Genomic DNA, 16080 nt, shown 5'->3' with positions numbered 1-16080 from the left:
ATCAGGCTACATGTTGATGATGAAGGTGATGATCGAGTCCGAGACCACGATCAAAACAATCGAGGTCACCACCGCCGAAGTGGTGGCCTCACCCACGGCCAGGGCACTGCGGCCGCACTGCATGCCGCGCAGGCAGCCCGCGTAACCGATAAGCACCCCGAACACCGAACTCTTCATCAGACCCTGGCCGCACTGGCTGAGGTGAAGGGTCTTTCGGGTCTGTTCCAAATATTCCACCAGCGACAGATCGAGCATGGTCACCCCGATCACCGAGCCGCCGAGAATGCCCATAATGTCAGCATAGACACAGAGCAACGGCAGCATGAGCATCAAGGCGAGCATCCGAGGCAGGACCAGAAAACCCACCGGCGAGATACCGATCGTACGCAGGGCGTCGATTTCTTCGTTGACCTGCATGGTGCCCAGTTGGGCCGCATAGGCTGCGCCGATGCGACCGGCGACGATGACCCCGCTCATCAGGGCGCCCATCTCCAGCACCATACCCAGCCCGACCAGGTTGGCCACGTAGATCTGCGCTCCGAACATCTGCAACTGCACTGCGCCAACGAAGGAGAGAATAACGCCCACCAGAACGGAGATGAGGCTGACGATCGGCAGCGATTCCGCCCCGCAGGTCTGAACAAAATAAAAAAAATCGCGGGCCCGAAACGGAGATTTGCCAACGAGGAGGCTGACAAAGGCCAGGATGATTTCGCCGGTGAAGGTAGCCGTCTCCCGAATCTGGGAGAAGTGGCCGATGGCAGCGCGGCCGATCCGCGTCACCCAGAAATCGTGAGCGGCAGTCGAGTAAGTCGTTTTTTCGGGAACCGCCTCGGAGAGCAACAGCAGCCGCTCAGCCCCTGGCGGCAAGCCGGTGCAGTCGATCTCGACTTGGTGTTGCCGGGCAGCGGTAATGACGGTTTTGAGAAAGATCAGCAATCGGGTGTCCCAGTCTTCCAGTTGTTCGCAGGAAAAGGCCAGGTGAAGGAGAGTGCCGTCCATCGCCGCAAGCAATTCAGTTGGGGCGGGCGGATCGGTGTGCAGGGTCCAGGCGCCGCCGAGTTGAACGACAAGCTGCTCCGTTTGCGGGCGCTGGAGGGTGAAAATCGGTTGTTGAGCCATGAGGCTAAGGCTCAACGCGTTGTGGTGTCATGGTAGCAACACCGTCGATCTATCTGCCGATCGGTTGGACATTGCGCCCAGGCTTGGGCAGGAGTTGGCGCAACGGATCGGCCTGGCGGTTGTTCCATTTTTGGTTGATGAGGATGTCGAACACCTGCACCGGCTGGCCGTAGTATTGCCGGTTCCAGTCGTCTATCGGCGAGATGGCCGCCCCCTCGAGGCTGACCCCGCCGTACAGGCCCTGGGATCGGCCAAAGGCAAGAATGTCGGCGGTTTGCGCCTTGGCGGAAGCCCCTATCGGGCCAGCAGCCACCGCTATATCAGCGCCGATTTTATAGTCGGTGGACAGCATGGCGTTCAGTCCTCGGTCGGTCATGATCAGCAAGATAATTTCTGAGGCGTCGGCCCCGGCTTGAAACCCAAAGGAAACCGATCCCATGTTGTAGAAAGCCGGAGAACTCCACTTGGCGGTGGTCGCATCTTGGGCCAGGAGTAAACCGCGGCCGCCTGATCCACCGATGATAAAACCACCGCGTAACATCTGGGGTACAATGAAGATGCCTCTGGCCCGATCGACATTGCGTTGAAACCACTCCATGTTGGGGTCGGCCATAAAACCTTTGTACACTGTGGTCGACCGATCCACCAGGTCAGCGGGTTCTCCATAATAGTCGGCGTAGGCCGGACCGAGGAAACATAGCGAGGAAAGGACAACAAACAGCGCGGCAACAACAAGACGATGCGGGCAAGACATGCGGAAACCTCCTTGTGGAGAAAACGGATTACGGGTTTCTTCCTGTCGGAATCATTGATGATATGGTATCAACCATCTTTGCACAAGAGAAAAATGGCAAAGCCCTGTTCCGGGGGGTGCCGGAGTTGTCGACGAAAAATTCGTCAGGGGATGCGCGGCATGAGTGGGAAAAGAGAAGACGAGCGAGGGGAGAGCCACCGGTCACCCTAAACTTGGTGGCCGGTGGCTTGCAAATCAATCGACAGCGTAAAAATACTCCTTTTCCGCGCCACATTTGGGACAGACCCATTCATCTGGCAGATCGGCAAAGGCGGTCCCGGCGGCTACGCCGTTTTCATAATCACCTTCAGCCGGGTCGTACACATAACCGCAAGGGCATTCCATTTTCTGCATGGCAGATTTCTCCTGAAAAAAGTTGAACGGATGACAGTTCCCCGCTTATTCCCATGGGAATATCAGGCGAGGGATGTTGATACTTTGACCCTACCCTATAATTTTTTCATCGGCCCGACAAGGGGAAGACGGCGGTTTAGGAAAAATTATCCTTTTCCTTAGACCAAGCAACAGCACAGAGGCTGGGATACCGCTTCTGCCGGTAAAATCGCTCCAGTCAGCCGAAGGAAATGGCCCCGGTCTGAACATTCCTCTTGACAGAGCTTGGCATAATCGGGTTAAGTGGCGCGTTCTACGATAAAGTATTTCCATTGATGCTTTCAATTTGAGGATAGTGAGGAGGAGTCGCATGTATGCAATAGTTCGAACCGGCGGCAAGCAGTATCAGGTAGAAGCCGGCGACACGCTTCGCGTCGAAAAACTAACGGGCGAAGTAGGCGATACGGTCGAGTTGTCGGAAGTTCTTCTGGTGGTCGAGGGTGAAACCGTTAAGATTGGCCAGCCCATGGTCGACGGCGCCAAAGTGGTCGCCAAGATCGTTGAGCAAGGCCGGCATAAAAAGGTCATCGTCTTTAAGAAGAAAAAACGTCAAGGGTATCAAGTAAAAAAGGGGCATCGTCAGATGTACACCGCCCTGACCATTGAGACGATTTCAGCGTAAGTGACAAACTGATATTCTGGAGAACACACCATGGCACATAAAAAAGCAGGCGGCAGTTCACGCAACGGCCGCGACAGTGCAGGACAACGACGCGGGGTAAAACGGTTTGGCGGGCAGGTGGTCACTGCCGGCTGCATCCTGGTCCGGCAACTGGGAACGGTCATTCACCCTGGAACTAACGTCGGCTGCGGGCGTGATTACACCCTGTTTGCCAAAATTGATGGAACAGTCAAGTACGAAGATTTCGGCAAGGATCGAAAACGAGTTTCTGTTTATCCTGTCGAATAGGGCTGTTCGCCTCCCGCCAGGGAGGATGTTCGCGCCTCCTTGAGGCACAGCCCGCTCGTCAAGTTGCGGACCCGGCATCAAGATATCTTGATGCCGGGTTTTTTCGTAGTATCCCCCCTTGTATGACCTCCGGATTAAAGTATGGGTTTTATCGACGAAGCAAAATTTTACGTGAAGGCCGGCGACGGCGGGAACGGCTGCGTCAGTTTCCGGCGAGAAAAATATGTCCCCAAGGGCGGTCCCAACGGCGGCGATGGCGGCAAAGGCGGCGACGTCTACCTGGTGGCTGACCGTAATCTCAACTCACTGATCGACTTCCGCTATCATTCGCACTTTAAAGCTGAGTCAGGGGTCGGCGGCCAAGGCAGCGACAAGCACGGCCGGGGCGGCAAGGATTGTGAGGTTCGGGTACCGCTCGGCTCAGTCATCAAAGACGCGGAAACCGGGGCGGTGTATGTTGATCTGATCGAGCCCGAGCAGGTCTTTTGCGCAGCCGAGGGCGGCAAAGGCGGGCTCGGCAACGCCCGCTTCGCCACCTCCACCAACCGGGCGCCGCGCAAGGCCACGCCTGGAAAGCCGGGAGAGGAACGCTGGCTGGTGATCGAACTCAAGCTGTTGGCTGATGTTGGCCTAATCGGTCTGCCCAATGCCGGCAAATCAACCCTCTTGTCGAAACTCTCGGCAGCCAATCCCAAAATTGCCCCCTACCCTTTCACCACCCTGGAGCCGCAATTGGGGGTGCTGCATTTCGAATACACCGACCCCTGCATCATTGCCGATATCCCTGGATTGGTTGAAGGAGCACATCAGGGCGTGGGACTAGGCCATCAATTTCTCCGCCACATTGAACGAACCTCCATCCTGCTCCATCTGATTGACGTCTCCAGCGACGACGATCAACCCTACGAAGATTACCAGGTGCTGGCCCGGGAACTGGCCGCCTACAAGCGTGAATTGCTCGACCGCAAGCATCTGGTGGTGCTCAATAAAATCGATCTGGTCGACGAAGAGCGGCTGGCGGAAGTGCAGCAGCAGTTTACAGGCCTCAATCTCCCGATAGTCGCCATATCGGCAGAAGAGGGTGATGGGCTGGAATCACTCAAAGAGCTGCTCGCCGATCTGCTGGAGAAGCAGCGCGCGGAGGTACGCCATGACCTTTCAGGTGACTAAGGACGACGGCCTTTTTTACCGTCAAACCCTTTTTGATCAGGCCAAACGGGTGGTGCTCAAGGTTGGCAGCGCTGTCCTCACCGATGACAATGGCCTCGATCTCAAAATCATCGGCAACATTGCCCGCCAGGTGTCTTTCCTGCAATCCACCGGCCGCGAAGTGATCCTGGTCAGCTCCGGCGCTGTAGCCGCCGGGCGCAAGCGTTTGGGCGTCGTCAAAACTCCCCACGAAGAACTCAAGGTCAAACAGGCCCTGGCCGCCACCGGTCAAGGTCTACTGATGCAGGCCTATGAACAGGCCTTTGCCGATTTCGAGCAGCCGGTTGCCCAGGTCCTACTGACCCATGCCGACCTCTCCCACCGGGGCCGCTACCTCAACGTCCGCAACACCATCCTCACCCTGTTCGAGTTCGGGGTAGTCCCTATCATCAACGAAAACGACACGGTTTCAGCAGAAGAGTTGCGTTTTTCCGACAACGATACTCTGGGGGCGCTGATGACCAACATGATCGGAGCTGACATGTTCATCATCCTCACCGATGTCGACTGCCTCTATACCGGTCATCCCTCGGAGGATTCTTCGGCCCGCCCGATCTACACCGTTGCCAGTATAACCAAGGAAATTGAACGGATGGCGGGCCAATCCACCAGCCTGCTCGGTACCGGCGGCATGATTGCCAAAATTCGGGCAGCCAAGATGGTAGCGGCCTGCGGCGGTTGCTCCTTTATCGGGCCGGGCCGGCATCCCGAAATCCTGCAGGCTCTGTTCAGTGGCGAACTGGTCGGCACCTTTTTTCTCCCTGGCAAGGGCAAGATTAACCGGCGCAAACACTGGATCGCCTATGTGCTGAAGCCTCAGGGGTTTCTAGTGGTCGATGACGGTGCCCGCCGCGCCCTGATCGAACAGGGTAAAAGTCTTTTGCCCTCGGGAATCACCGAGGTTCGGGGTAGTTTTACGGTAGGTGCTCCGGTGCACTGCCTCGACCGCAGCGGCGCGATGATCGCCGCTGGTCTGAGCAATTACACTGCCGCCGACATTGAGCGGATTAAAGGAAAAAAGACCCTTGAGATTGCCGCCCTCCTCGGCTGCAAGGACAGCGACGAGGTCATTCACCGCGACAACCTTGTGGTCATGGGTCGGGACGGTCTGTTATAAAGTCACTTTACAAGCAAGGTGCTTCGCGTCATAGTGGGGCGGTGTAACGTACTGATGGAAAGCTAAAACCGCCGGTCCCAACCGGCGAGTGCCGGAGAAGAGGAGAAGACGGGGATGGAACACGCACAGATCGAAGCAGCAGTCCTGGATATGGTAAAAAAGGCCAAGGCCGCCACTCGCAGCATCGGCGCCCTGCCCGCCTCGGTTAAAAACCAGATGCTCCTCGATGTTGCCGAGGCACTGGTTGCCCAGCAGCAGGTGATCATCAGCGAAAACGCCAAGGATCTGGCCGATGCTGCAAAAAAAGGCCTCTCTGCCGCCATGCTCAATCGTTTACAGATCACCGAAAAGGTCATTGGCGAGATGGTTCAAGGGTTGCGCGAAGTGGCCGCTCTGGAGGATCCGGTCGGCGAGGTCAGCGAGATGCGCCGTCGTCCCAGCGGCATCACCGTGGGCCGCATGCGGGTGCCGCTCGGCGTCATCCTGATGATTTACGAATCCCGGCCCAATGTGACCATCGATTCCGCGGCCCTCTGCCTCAAGGCCGGCAACGCGGTCATTCTCCGCGGCGGCTCCGAGGCCCTGCGCTCCAATCTGGCTTTAGCCAAGATTCTGCAGGATGTCTTGGCCAGACACAAGGCCGACCCCGCCATCGTCCAGGTCCTGGCCTTCACCGACCGGGAAGGGATCGATTACCTGCTCCAGCAGGAGGCTTATATCGATTTGGTGATCCCGCGCGGCGGCGAAGGTTTGATCCGGGCGGTGACCGAAAAATCACGCATCCCGGTGCTCAAACATTACAAGGGCGTTTGTCATTGCTTTGTCGACCAGGATGCCGATCAGGACATGGCCATCCCGGTCATCCTCAATGCCAAGGTGCAGCGGCCCAGTGCCTGCAATGCCCTGGAAGGGCTATTGGTGCACCGGGAAATCGCCGCCGAATTCCTCCCTAAAGTGGCCCAAGCCCTCAAGAAGGAAGGGGTGCGTCTGCTCGGCTGCCCCAGCAGTTTCCTGCTCGGCGGCGAGATGATCGAACCAGCTGCGGAAAGCGACTGGGGCACCGAGTTTCTTGATCTGGCCATGGTGGTCAAGGTGGTGGCCGGGATAGATGAGGCCATGGACTACATCGGCCGTTACGGTTCCAAACACACCGAAATTATTCTCACCCGCTCGTACGAGCGCAGCCAGCGTTTCCTCCGAGAGGTAGACGCCTCGGCGGTGATGGTCAACGCCTCGACCCGGTTCAATGACGGCGGCCAGTTCGGTCTGGGGGCGGAAATCGGCATCTCCACCACCAAGCTCCACGCCTACGGCCCCATGGGCTTGAAAGAACTGACCACCAAAAAATTCATTGTTTATGGTGCGGGTGAGACCCGCGCCTGAAGCGTGTCTGTGTCTGAAGAAGGCCATGCCGTCGGCCTGTTCGGCGGCACCTTTGATCCCGTCCATCAGGGGCATCTTGATTTGGCCCGCCATGTGCTCGACCGTTGCCGGCTCGATCGGTTGCTGTTCATACCAGCGCCCCTCCCGCCGCATAAACGACAGCCAGCAGCCTCGTTTGCCCATCGGGTGGCCATGATCGAAGCGGCCCTGGCCGAATGCCCCGGGGACAGTGGGTGCCTGCGTTGCTCGTGCGTCGAACAAAATCTGCCGCTTCCCTCCTACACCATCCATACGGTAGAGGCATTGATCAAGGCGCAGGGTGGGCACCGCTTTTTTTTGATCATCGGCGCCGACTCGCTCCTTGATTTGCCCCATTGGCACCGGATTGACCAACTCCTTGCCCTGGTTAATCTAATTGTAGTCAACCGGGATAGGATCACCACAGACAAGGTCGACATGGCGCTCGGATCGTTGGATGCCTCTTTCAAATTCGACGCGCAGCATGGCCTGTGGATCGGCCGGGGAGAACGGACGGTGGAGTATCTAGACGATATCGAACTGCCGGTTTCCTCGTCCTCGATCAGAGAAGAACTGGCCCAGGGTAAGGTTCCGGCCATGCTGCCTCCGGCAGTGTTTGACTACATCAAGCAATATCATCTCTATGGTTGGCGGGCGCCCTTGTGAACTACATTGCCGATCTCCACATCCATTCCCACTATTCCCGGGCGACAAGCAAGGCCAGCCATCTGTATGGATTGGCGGCCTGGGCGGCGGTCAAGGGCATCGGGGTGGTGGGGACCGGCGACTTCACCCACCCCGGCTGGTTTGCCCACCTCCAGGACTGCCTTAAACCAGCCGAACCCGGTTTTTTCCGGCTGAAAGCCGAACCCGGTCGTGACTTTCGCGCTTTGTTGCCCCCAGGGATGCAGCCTGCCATCCACCCCGAGTCCATCCGTTTTATTCTCAGCGCTGAAATCAGCTCCATCTACAAACGGGGCGGTCAGGTCCGTAAGGTGCACAACCTGCTCTATGCCCCTGATTTCGACTCAGTCCGGCAGATCAACGCCACTCTGGCTACCCTCGGGAACATCGCCTCCGACGGCCGGCCGATTCTCGGCCTCAATTCGCGCGACCTCCTCGAAATCCTGCTGGAAAAGGCGCCACAGGGCTTTCTCGTCCCAGCCCACATCTGGACACCCTGGTTTTCCCTGTTCGGCTCCAAGTCGGGGTTTGACCGCATTGAAGAGTGCTTCGGCGATCTCAGCGAGCACATCTTTGCCCTGGAAACCGGCCTCTCCTCCGACCCCGAGATGAACCGGCTGATTTCGAGCCTGGACCGGTTCACCCTCATTTCCAACTCCGATTGCCATTCTCCCGGCAAACTGGGACGCGAAGCTAACCTCTTTGCCACCGGATTCGATTATTTTTCTCTGCGCGAGGCTCTCCGCTCCCCGGTCAATGCCGCAGGGGAACAGGTCTTTACCGCCACCGTCGAGTTTTACCCCGAGGAAGGCAAGTACCACTGCGACGGCCACCGTAAATGCGCGGTCTGCCTGGAACCTTCGGAAACCCGAAAAGTGAACGGTCTCTGCCCCGTCTGCGGTAAGCCCCTGACCATCGGAGTACTGCACCGGGTGATGGCATTGGCCGACCGGACAGAACCGGTCTATCCCACCGGCAGTCCCCAGGTCCACAGCCTCATCCCCCTGCAGGAGATCGTCGCCGAGCTGCTTGACTGTGGCCCGGCGACCAAAAAAGCGGTGGAGGGTTATGTCCGGCTGATCAACGCTTTCGGCTCCGAATTTGGGTTGCTTCTCGACACCCCGGTCGAGGCAATCAGGACCAAAGGCTTTTCTCTGCTGGCCGAAGCGATCGACCGGATACGGGGCAACCAGGTGATCCGCCGGGCGGGCTATGATGGAGAATTCGGCGTCATCACCGTTTTTTCCGAGGGTGAGCGCGCCAGCCTCTGCGGCCAAGGCAGCCTGTTCGGGCCGGTTGCGGGGAAAGTGCGGCTAAAAAACAAGGAAAGAAGCCGGATCGACTTGCCAGGCAACAACACAACCTTGCCGGTCGCACCGATCAAGGGCCTCAATTGCGAGCAACAGAGGATTGTGGCCAGCGAAGCGCCCCTGATCCTGGTGCAGGCAGGACCGGGAACCGGCAAGACCCACACCCTGGTCAGCCGGGTGCAACGGATAGCGTCTCTTGCCCCCCTGCCTTGCACGGTGATTACCTTTACCAACAAGGCGGCGGCGGAAGTACGGGAGCGGTTGCAGGCGGCATCGGCATGCGGCTCACCGGTGACGGTCGCCACCTTTCACGGCTATTGCCTGACCCAGTTGCGGCGTTTGCAACCCGACCTAGGCGTAGCCGGTCCCGAGGAACGGGCCGCCATACTCACGGAATTATACCCCGATTGGAAGGAACAGGAACGGGTCGCCTTTTCACGTCAGCTCTCCCTTCTGATGCGTCAGCCCCACAATCCGGTGTTCTCGACCGAGGCGAGCCGTTATCTGCAGACCCTGGAGGAGCGTTGTCTGATCGACATCGAGGCCGTGGTGCCGCGCACTGTGGAACTGCTGCGTCGGGGGGGCGAAGTCGCGGCCACCGTGCGCACCGCCACCGGCCACCTTTTTGTCGATGAATTTCAGGATGTCAACGAGGCCCAATATGCCCTGGTCACCCTGCTGGCCGAGACGTCGACCGTCTTTGTCATCGGCGATCCCGATCAGGCAATCTACGGATTCCGCGGATCAGACCCGAAATGGTTTCATACGTTTATCCGCGAGTTGCAGCCCCAGGTCCATCAACTGGTCCGCAACTACCGCAGCGGAGCGACCATCCTTCGGGCCGCGGAACAACTCATCAGCCAGAATCCCCATCCCCTGCCAGTCGCGGCGATGCAGCCCTGCGCCCACCTACCGGGAAAGATGCATCGGCTAGAATGTGCGGACCCTGAACGGGAAGCGGCCTTCATCGCCGACCAAATCGAATTGCAACTGGGCGGGACCTCGCATCGCAGTCTGGACCAGTTCGATCACACCGGCACGACTCATGTTTCCTTCCGCGACATCGGCGTTCTTTACCGGACCTCCCGCCAGGCCGAGGCCATCAGCAAGGTGCTCACTGAACGTGGCATCCCCTTTCAGTTGGTTGATCTCGACGCCTTTTACACCAAAGGTGATTGCCGCTTACTTTATTCTTGGATGCTGCTGCTCGCCGGACTGGCCGAAACCAATCACATCTTGTTTCTCTTGGGCCGGGAGCAGGGGATTGGCAATAATTCCTTGTGGAAGGTGCAGTCACAACTGCATCGATCCGCCCATGGAGTAAACGAGGTGCTGTTTGACTCGATTGCACTGGAAGGCCCCCCCGGCGCGGCCCTTGAACAATTTCGTTCTCTGTATACGCGGCTGCGGACACTTGCCCAAGAACAACCATTAGAAGCGGTTTTACGCACCCTCATTGACTCTTACCGACTCGATCCCCAGGATGTCCAACTGGTGCGCTTGCGTGACCTGGCCCTGACCTTTGATCGTTCGCTTCCGGCCTTTGCCGCCCATCTCGAAAAGTTTAGTGATGCCGTGCTCTACGATGCGCGGGCCGAGGCGGTGACCCTCTCCACTCTCCATGCCGCCAAGGGGCTCGAGTTTACCGTGTTGTTTATCGCCGGATTGGAAGAAAATCTTGTACCGCTGACGCCGCGCCTACCACTTGCACCCGCTACGTACGCTGAGCATCTGGAAGAAGAGCGCAGGCTGCTATATGTCGGCATCACTCGGGCCATCGCCACGCTCTACCTCACCTGGTGTCAATCTCGCTCCGTCTTCGGTGGTCGAGCTGAAAACCGGCAGCCCTCACCCCTGCTTGCCGAATTGCCGTCAACCTCTTTTTCGCCCCCGCCTGAATCCCGGCCGGCAGCGAAGCGAAAACCGGCTCACCGGCAACTCTCCCTTTTCTCCTGAGATATGGATCAGCTGACGCCTCTCCAGACACGAATTACCGAACTCGAAGCCGAAGTGCAGCGGTTAGATCGGGAAAACCGGAAATTGCGGCAAAAGGCTCGGCAGGCCGACTCCGCGAATCAGGCCAAATCCGATTTCCTCGCCATGATCAGCCATGAGATCCGCACCCCGATGAATGGAGTCATCGGAATCAGCGAACTGCTACTCGATACCGAGCTGCAACCCAGGCAGATGCATTTTGCCCAGCTTATTCGCACCTCGGCGACAAGTCTCCTCACATTGATCAACAACCTGCTCGATTTCAGTAAGATCGAGGCGGACAAGATGGTGTTGGACATCGAGCCGTTTGACCTTCGAACCTTGCTCGACCAGTTGATCTCACTGTATCAGGTGACCGGCAAGCGCAAGGGATTGAACGTCACCGCCGAAATTGATCCGACTTTGTCCCTGCAATATCGGGGTGATGCGTATCGCTTGCGTCAGGTGCTGGTGAATCTGCTCGGTAATGCCGTCAAATTCACGGAACAGGGCACAATCGCCCTGCGGGTGAGCAATGAAGAATCGGGCGGCAAAGTGCCTTTGCTCAGATTCGAGGTCGAGGATTCGGGGGTGGGAATACCCTCCGAATCGATAGGAAAGCTTTTTCAACCTTTTACCCAGGTCGACAGCTCCACCACCCGTCGATATGGCGGCAGCGGCCTGGGGCTTTCGATCTGCGCCCGACTGATCAAACTTATGGGTGGTGAGCTTGGTGTCCGTTCAGACAATAGCAAAGGGGCCACGTTCTGGTTCACCGTGCCTTTACCAGCGGTTAAACGCTTTGCTGAATCCAAGGCGGTCCCGGCGCAGATCGGACCAGAGGAGCACCTTCCGGTTTTTGGGGAGATCGACGCGCTTGCCTCCTCCGGAGGGGAGAACACTCTTCGCCTGTTGATTGTCGATGACGAGGAAACCAACCGGATCGTCATGGCCGAGACCTTTCGCCATGCCCGCGTTGACATTATGATGGCCTGCAATGGGCAGGAGGCCGTCGATCTATGCCGGACGAACCGGTTTAACTTGATTTTCATGGACTGCCAGATGCCGGTGGTCGACGGTTTTGTCGCGACCATGGCCATCCAGGAGGAAGCTGCCAGCAATCAGCGGAAAGCGCCCCCCATTGTTGCCCTCACTGCCGATGCCACCCTTGCTGCCCAAAAACGGTGCCAGGAGGTGGGTATGGTCGACTACTTGATCAAACCGCTGGACTTCAACAAACTGCAAGCAGTCCTCTCTCATTGGCTGCCGGAACTGCGGCCGTCCATTGTTCCCAAATCACTCGCCAAAAACGACGCCGAGGGTGGAGTGACAGGAATCCAGATGGCTGTCAATACGGCGGTTTTGCAACGCTTGCGTGAGCATGTCGGCAACATCACCCCCGTGGTCGGGGTTTTTCTTCGTTCGTTGGATCGGCGAGTCACCGAGTTGGATAGGGCGGTGCAGGCCAGGGACGCCGAGGCCATCAACAAGGTGGCGCACACCATGAAAGGAAGCAGCAGCCAATTCGGGGCAGAGGACCTGGCTCAGCTCTGCCTGTTGGCGGAACACATGGGCAAGAGCGGCAATATCCAGCAAATTGACCGAATTTTTACCCAAATCGTCCAGGCTGTGGCCCGGGTGAAACATTTTTTTGCTGAACAGCTTGATTAACTCGCTGTCTTTCATACAATAGCAAAAGGCGGTTACGACATTTTCCCTCTTCCCCCCTCTTTCTGGTTATGACGGTATCTTTGCTGGCAGGTTCCCCCCCTGACATTCTGATTGTCGATGACGACGAAGTCATCCGCATGCTCATGCGCCAATTTCTGGAGAGCGAGGGCTATGCGGTGATCGAGGCTGAAGATGGTCATGCGGCGTTGGAAAGACTGGCGGAGCAGTCGTTTGATCTGGTTATCCTCGATATTGCCATGCCGGGTATCGATGGGCCAGGGGTCTGCGAACATATCCGTTCCTCCATGGCCGATCCGCCTCCTGTGCTGATGGTGACGGCTTTGGATGACGAAAAAAGTATAGAACGTTCCTACAATGCCGGCGCCGTCGATTATATCCGTAAGCCCCTGCGCTGGCCGGTGCTGAAAAATCGTATCCGCTATATCCTGGGGTCACACCGGGCCAAGCAGGAATTGGAACTGCTGTCGGGCAACTATGAGATGATTCTTGACGCCGCCGCCAACGGCATCTGTGGTGTCGATGACAGTGGACGGATCAGCTACATCAACCCGGCCGCATTGAAAATGCTGGGGTACGAGAACGAGGAGGTCAAAGGGAGAGATTGCCGGAAGGTTTTCAGAATCACCCTGCCCGGCGGCGAGGAATTTTCCGAGGATTGCTGTCCCTTTTTCGCGCAACCCAACATCAATGCCACGACCTGTTTTGATGAGGCCAGGATGCTGCGCAAGGACGGCACCAGCTTCCCGGTGGATTTTCGTTCAACCCCGATTCGCCAGGGGCAGCGGCTCGTTGGCGGTGTTCTGGTTTTTCAAGACGTCACCGAGCGGCAGGAGGCGGCCGAACTCATTCGCTACATGGCCAACCACGATCCGCTCACCAACCTCCCCAATCGCAACTATTTCCGGCGGCGCCTGCCCCAAGCCATTTCCCTATCCAAACGCTACGGTCGTATTCTCTGCCTGCTATTCATCGATCTGGATCGGTTCAAGCCAATCAACGACCAGTTCGGCCACGGGGTTGGCGACATTGTTTTAGTCCAGGTAGCTGAACGTTTGCGCAGCGTTCTGCGAACCTCGGATTCGGTCTGCCGGTTAGGCGGCGACGAATTCGTCATCCTCCTGGAGAGCACCGAAACCCTGGAAGGCGCCACATTGGTGGCACAGAAGGTCATCGAGTCGCTCAACGAGCCAATCGAGGCGGGCGACCACATCTGTTTCATCGGTGCCAGCATCGGTATTTCGGTCTTTCCCCAAGACTGCGACGATGCTGAGACCATGCTCCGCCACGCTGACATCGCCATGTACGAGGCCAAGAAAAAAGGCCGCAACTGCTGGCAGCTGTACAACGTTTAGCGCTACAATCCCTGGGCAATCGTCCGGATAATATCTGACTTGCCGATCACGCCTACCAGGCTACCTGCCGCCATGACCGGCAGCGTGTGGATTTTCTTCTCCGCCATCAGGGTCGCCAGTTCCTCCAACTCCGTTTCCGGAGTCACCGCCACCAGTTTGCGCGAACAGATGTCGCCGACCCTGGACCCTGCCATCTTTTTGAGTTCCTGCTCCATCTTTTCCGGACGCTCCAGAAAGACAAAGGCATCGAGGATGGCAAAGGCTGCGGGCAGATGCACCTTCTTGTTTTGGAAAATAAGATCACTCTCGGTGACCACGCCGATCACCTTACCCGCGTCATCAACCACCGGGGCGCCGCTGATGCTGCGGGAAAGCAGGAGTGCGGCCAGTTCCCGCACCGTGGCGTTTTCGTTGACCGTGATCACTTCGCGCGTCATTATATCTTGTGCTTTCAGCATAGTGTCTCCTTGTTGGATTGTAAGAGAGAAGTTCCGACCACTTGTGGCAGGCTCAGCGCCACTTCCGAGGCAGTGAAGCCGTAAGGCTGGGAGGCGGCGATCCGATCAGCTGCCAAGCCATGGAGGTAGACTCCGAGGCAGGCGGCATTCCAGGGGTCGTGCCCCTGGACCAGTAACCCCCCGATGATACCCGCCAACACATCGCCCATGCCGCCGGTCCCCATGCCCGGATTACCGGTGGTATTGATCGCCCAGGGACCGCTCGCTGCGGCCACCACCGTGCCCGCCCCTTTGAGCACGGTGATCATCGGCGGCCAATCGGCGTTGGCCTCTGCGTTGAGCCATTGGGCCGCTTTCAGCCGATCCGCCTGAACCTTCTCGATGGTTAAACCGAGCAGACGGGCTATCTCCCCTGGGTGGGGGGTGAAAATTCTCGGACCCGCTGGTTTGCGGAGAATGTCCGGATGCCCAGCGAGGACGTTCAAGGCGTCGGCGTCCACCACCTGCGGATTGCTGTTTTCGCTGTAGAGGCGAAGCACCAGCTGCTCCGTCGCCTTCTCTATGCCGATCCCGGGGCCAAGCACAATACCGTTTTTTCCCTTGGCAAGGCTTGCAATCTGCTCATAATCGTCAACGCTGAAAAATCCGCGGGAGGCGACCAGGGGAACGGACATGGATTCGGCGATGGCAATTTCGAAAATTGGGTTGAGATCCCTAGGCACCGCAAAAGTCACCAGGCCTGCGCCGCTATGCAGGGCGCCTCGGCCGCAGAGCAGGGCCGCACCGGTTTTGCCCTCGGAGCCGGCGAGAATGAGGAGGTGCCCGTTTGACCCCTTGTGCGCTGCCTTGGCCCGTTGCTGCATCCGACCGGCAATGTTGCTGTCCAGCACTGAACCGTCCAAATTCATCTGAGCAACCACTTTGATGGGGATGCCGATGTCGACCTGCTCAAGGCGGCCAATGCAGGGGCCGCCGTGGTGAAAGTGGCCGGGCTTGGGGAGGCCATAAGCCACGGTGAGATCTGCCTGAACAGCGCCTCCTAAGACAGCACCATTGTCACTGCTGAGGCCCGAAGGAATGTCGGCGCTGACCACCGGCAGCCGGTGGCGTTCCCGGAGAATGTTGAGGCAGTTGATCACATCGAGAAAATGCCCTTCCACCTCACGCTCCAGGCCGGTGCCAAAAAGAGCGTCGACCAGACAGTGGATAGGATGGATCCGGTTCAAGGTGAGAACAGTGTCGACCAAGGTCAACATTTTCTCGGAATAATCTAGAACCTGAAAGGGAATATGCAACCGCTTGAGAATGGCGAAGTTCTGAGCGGCATCCCCTTTGAGCTGTTCCGGATCGAGCAGAAAAAAAACGAAAGGATAGGCACCCAGGCCGTGCACCGTTCGGGCAATAACCAGCCCGTCGCCGCCGTTATTGCCTGGTCCGGCGAAGATACACACAGTCTTCCCCGCTACTTTCCCAAAGATTTTTTCCATCAGATCAACCGTGCCCCGGCCGGCATTTTCCATCAGGACCATGCCGGGTATGCCGATATCTTCAATGGTTCTTCGGTCGAGTTCGCGCATCTGCGCGGCAAAAGCCAATTGCATGAACGATAACATCCTCTAGGTTGCAGGAGCTGGAAGAAGCTGCCCAACTCCCATTATTCTCTAC

The 16080-nt window shown here is 57.8% G+C and carries 14 protein-coding genes; 9 read left to right on the top strand and 5 right to left on the bottom strand.

Annotation, left to right across the window (positions count from 1 at the left end):
• Positions 1–6: 6 nt before the first annotated feature.
• From ACHZCX_RS00405 to ACHZCX_RS00395, 3 genes are all read right to left on the bottom strand, one after another.
• Positions 7–1122, bottom strand: coding sequence for an ABC transporter permease (locus ACHZCX_RS00405; protein WP_319585281.1), 1116 nt, complete (start codon positions 1120–1122; stop codon positions 7–9).
• Positions 1123–1171: 49 nt separating this feature from the next.
• The gene (locus tag ACHZCX_RS00400) at positions 1172–1876 is read right to left on the bottom strand and encodes a lipid-binding SYLF domain-containing protein (RefSeq protein WP_319585280.1); all 705 of its coding nucleotides are present in this window, start codon (positions 1874–1876) and stop codon (positions 1172–1174) included.
• Positions 1877–2110: 234 nt separating this feature from the next.
• A complete protein-coding gene (locus ACHZCX_RS00395; RefSeq protein WP_319585279.1) occupies positions 2111–2269 on the bottom strand; it encodes a rubredoxin in 159 nt (52 codons plus the stop codon).
• 349 nt (positions 2270–2618) lie between these two features.
• On the opposite strand from ACHZCX_RS00395, the gene rplU reads away from it, so the two are divergent.
• From rplU to ACHZCX_RS00350, 9 genes are all read left to right on the top strand, one after another.
• Positions 2619–2930 (top strand): 50S ribosomal protein L21, encoded by a 312-nt coding sequence (gene rplU / locus ACHZCX_RS00390; protein ID WP_319585278.1) that lies wholly within the window; start codon positions 2619–2621, stop codon positions 2928–2930.
• A 30-nt stretch (positions 2931–2960) separates the two neighbouring features.
• Positions 2961–3218 (top strand): 50S ribosomal protein L27, encoded by a 258-nt coding sequence (gene rpmA / locus ACHZCX_RS00385; protein WP_319585277.1) that lies wholly within the window; start codon positions 2961–2963, stop codon positions 3216–3218.
• Between the two features lie 141 nt (positions 3219–3359).
• On the top strand, positions 3360–4388 hold the full coding sequence (gene obgE / locus ACHZCX_RS00380; RefSeq protein WP_319585276.1) for a GTPase ObgE: 1029 nt from the start codon (positions 3360–3362) through the stop codon (positions 4386–4388).
• A complete protein-coding gene (gene proB / locus ACHZCX_RS00375; RefSeq protein WP_319585275.1) occupies positions 4369–5544 on the top strand; it encodes a glutamate 5-kinase in 1176 nt (391 codons plus the stop codon). Before obgE ends, proB begins: the two co-directional genes overlap by 20 nt.
• A gap of 114 nt (positions 5545–5658) precedes the next feature.
• The gene (locus ACHZCX_RS00370) at positions 5659–6927 is read left to right on the top strand and encodes a glutamate-5-semialdehyde dehydrogenase (protein WP_319585274.1); all 1269 of its coding nucleotides are present in this window, start codon (positions 5659–5661) and stop codon (positions 6925–6927) included.
• Positions 6928–6930: 3 nt separating this feature from the next.
• Positions 6931–7611 (top strand): nicotinate (nicotinamide) nucleotide adenylyltransferase, encoded by a 681-nt coding sequence (gene nadD, locus ACHZCX_RS00365; protein ID WP_394708728.1) that lies wholly within the window; start codon positions 6931–6933, stop codon positions 7609–7611.
• Positions 7608–10895, top strand: coding sequence for a UvrD-helicase domain-containing protein (locus tag ACHZCX_RS00360; RefSeq protein WP_319585272.1), 3288 nt, complete (start codon positions 7608–7610; stop codon positions 10893–10895). The genes nadD and ACHZCX_RS00360 overlap by 4 nt, the downstream gene beginning before the upstream one ends.
• A gap of 3 nt (positions 10896–10898) precedes the next feature.
• Entirely contained in the window at positions 10899–12584 is a 1686-nt protein-coding gene (locus ACHZCX_RS00355; RefSeq protein WP_319585271.1) for an ATP-binding protein, read from the top strand.
• An 80-nt stretch (positions 12585–12664) separates the two neighbouring features.
• Positions 12665–13957: a diguanylate cyclase domain-containing protein gene (locus ACHZCX_RS00350; RefSeq protein ID WP_319585270.1), complete on the top strand. Its 1293-nt coding sequence runs from the start codon at positions 12665–12667 to the stop codon at positions 13955–13957.
• 2 nt (positions 13958–13959) lie between these two features.
• Here ACHZCX_RS00350 and ACHZCX_RS00345 read toward each other — a convergent pair whose 3' ends face one another.
• Positions 13960–14415 carry a CBS domain-containing protein gene (locus tag ACHZCX_RS00345; RefSeq protein WP_319585269.1) on the bottom strand — a complete coding sequence of 152 codons (456 nt, stop codon included), beginning with the start codon at positions 14413–14415 and terminating at the stop codon, positions 13960–13962.
• Positions 14409–16016, bottom strand: coding sequence for an NAD(P)H-hydrate dehydratase (locus ACHZCX_RS00340; protein WP_319585268.1), 1608 nt, complete (start codon positions 16014–16016; stop codon positions 14409–14411). The genes ACHZCX_RS00345 and ACHZCX_RS00340 overlap by 7 nt, the downstream gene beginning before the upstream one ends.
• Positions 16017–16080: the final 64 nt, after the last annotated feature.

Source organism: uncultured Desulfobulbus sp. (genome assembly GCF_963662935.2).
In the GTDB taxonomy this organism is placed as follows: domain Bacteria; phylum Desulfobacterota; class Desulfobulbia; order Desulfobulbales; family Desulfobulbaceae; genus Desulfobulbus.
This window is presented reverse-complemented; position numbering and strand designations above follow the sequence as displayed.

Excerpts from the sequence above, each read along its gene's own strand:
- ACHZCX_RS00400 (WP_319585280.1), bottom strand. The coding sequence starts at position 1,876 with ATGTCTTGCCCGCATCGTCTTGTTGTTGCCGCGCTGTTTGTTGTCCTT.
- rpmA (WP_319585277.1), top strand. The coding sequence starts at position 2,961 with ATGGCACATAAAAAAGCAGGCGGCAGTTCACGCAACGGCCGCGACAGT.
- ACHZCX_RS00405 (WP_319585281.1), bottom strand. The coding sequence starts at position 1,122 with ATGGCTCAACAACCGATTTTCACCCTCCAGCGCCCGCAAACGGAGCAG.
- ACHZCX_RS00345 (WP_319585269.1), bottom strand. The coding sequence starts at position 14,415 with ATGCTGAAAGCACAAGATATAATGACGCGCGAAGTGATCACGGTCAAC.
- ACHZCX_RS00340 (WP_319585268.1), bottom strand. The coding sequence starts at position 16,016 with ATGCAATTGGCTTTTGCCGCGCAGATGCGCGAACTCGACCGAAGAACC.
- ACHZCX_RS00395 (WP_319585279.1), bottom strand. The coding sequence starts at position 2,269 with ATGCAGAAAATGGAATGCCCTTGCGGTTATGTGTACGACCCGGCTGAA.
- ACHZCX_RS00355 (WP_319585271.1), top strand. The coding sequence starts at position 10,899 with ATGGATCAGCTGACGCCTCTCCAGACACGAATTACCGAACTCGAAGCC.
- rplU (WP_319585278.1), top strand. The coding sequence starts at position 2,619 with ATGTATGCAATAGTTCGAACCGGCGGCAAGCAGTATCAGGTAGAAGCC.
- obgE (WP_319585276.1), top strand. The coding sequence starts at position 3,360 with ATGGGTTTTATCGACGAAGCAAAATTTTACGTGAAGGCCGGCGACGGC.
- proB (WP_319585275.1), top strand. The coding sequence starts at position 4,369 with ATGACCTTTCAGGTGACTAAGGACGACGGCCTTTTTTACCGTCAAACC.
- ACHZCX_RS00370 (WP_319585274.1), top strand. The coding sequence starts at position 5,659 with ATGGAACACGCACAGATCGAAGCAGCAGTCCTGGATATGGTAAAAAAG.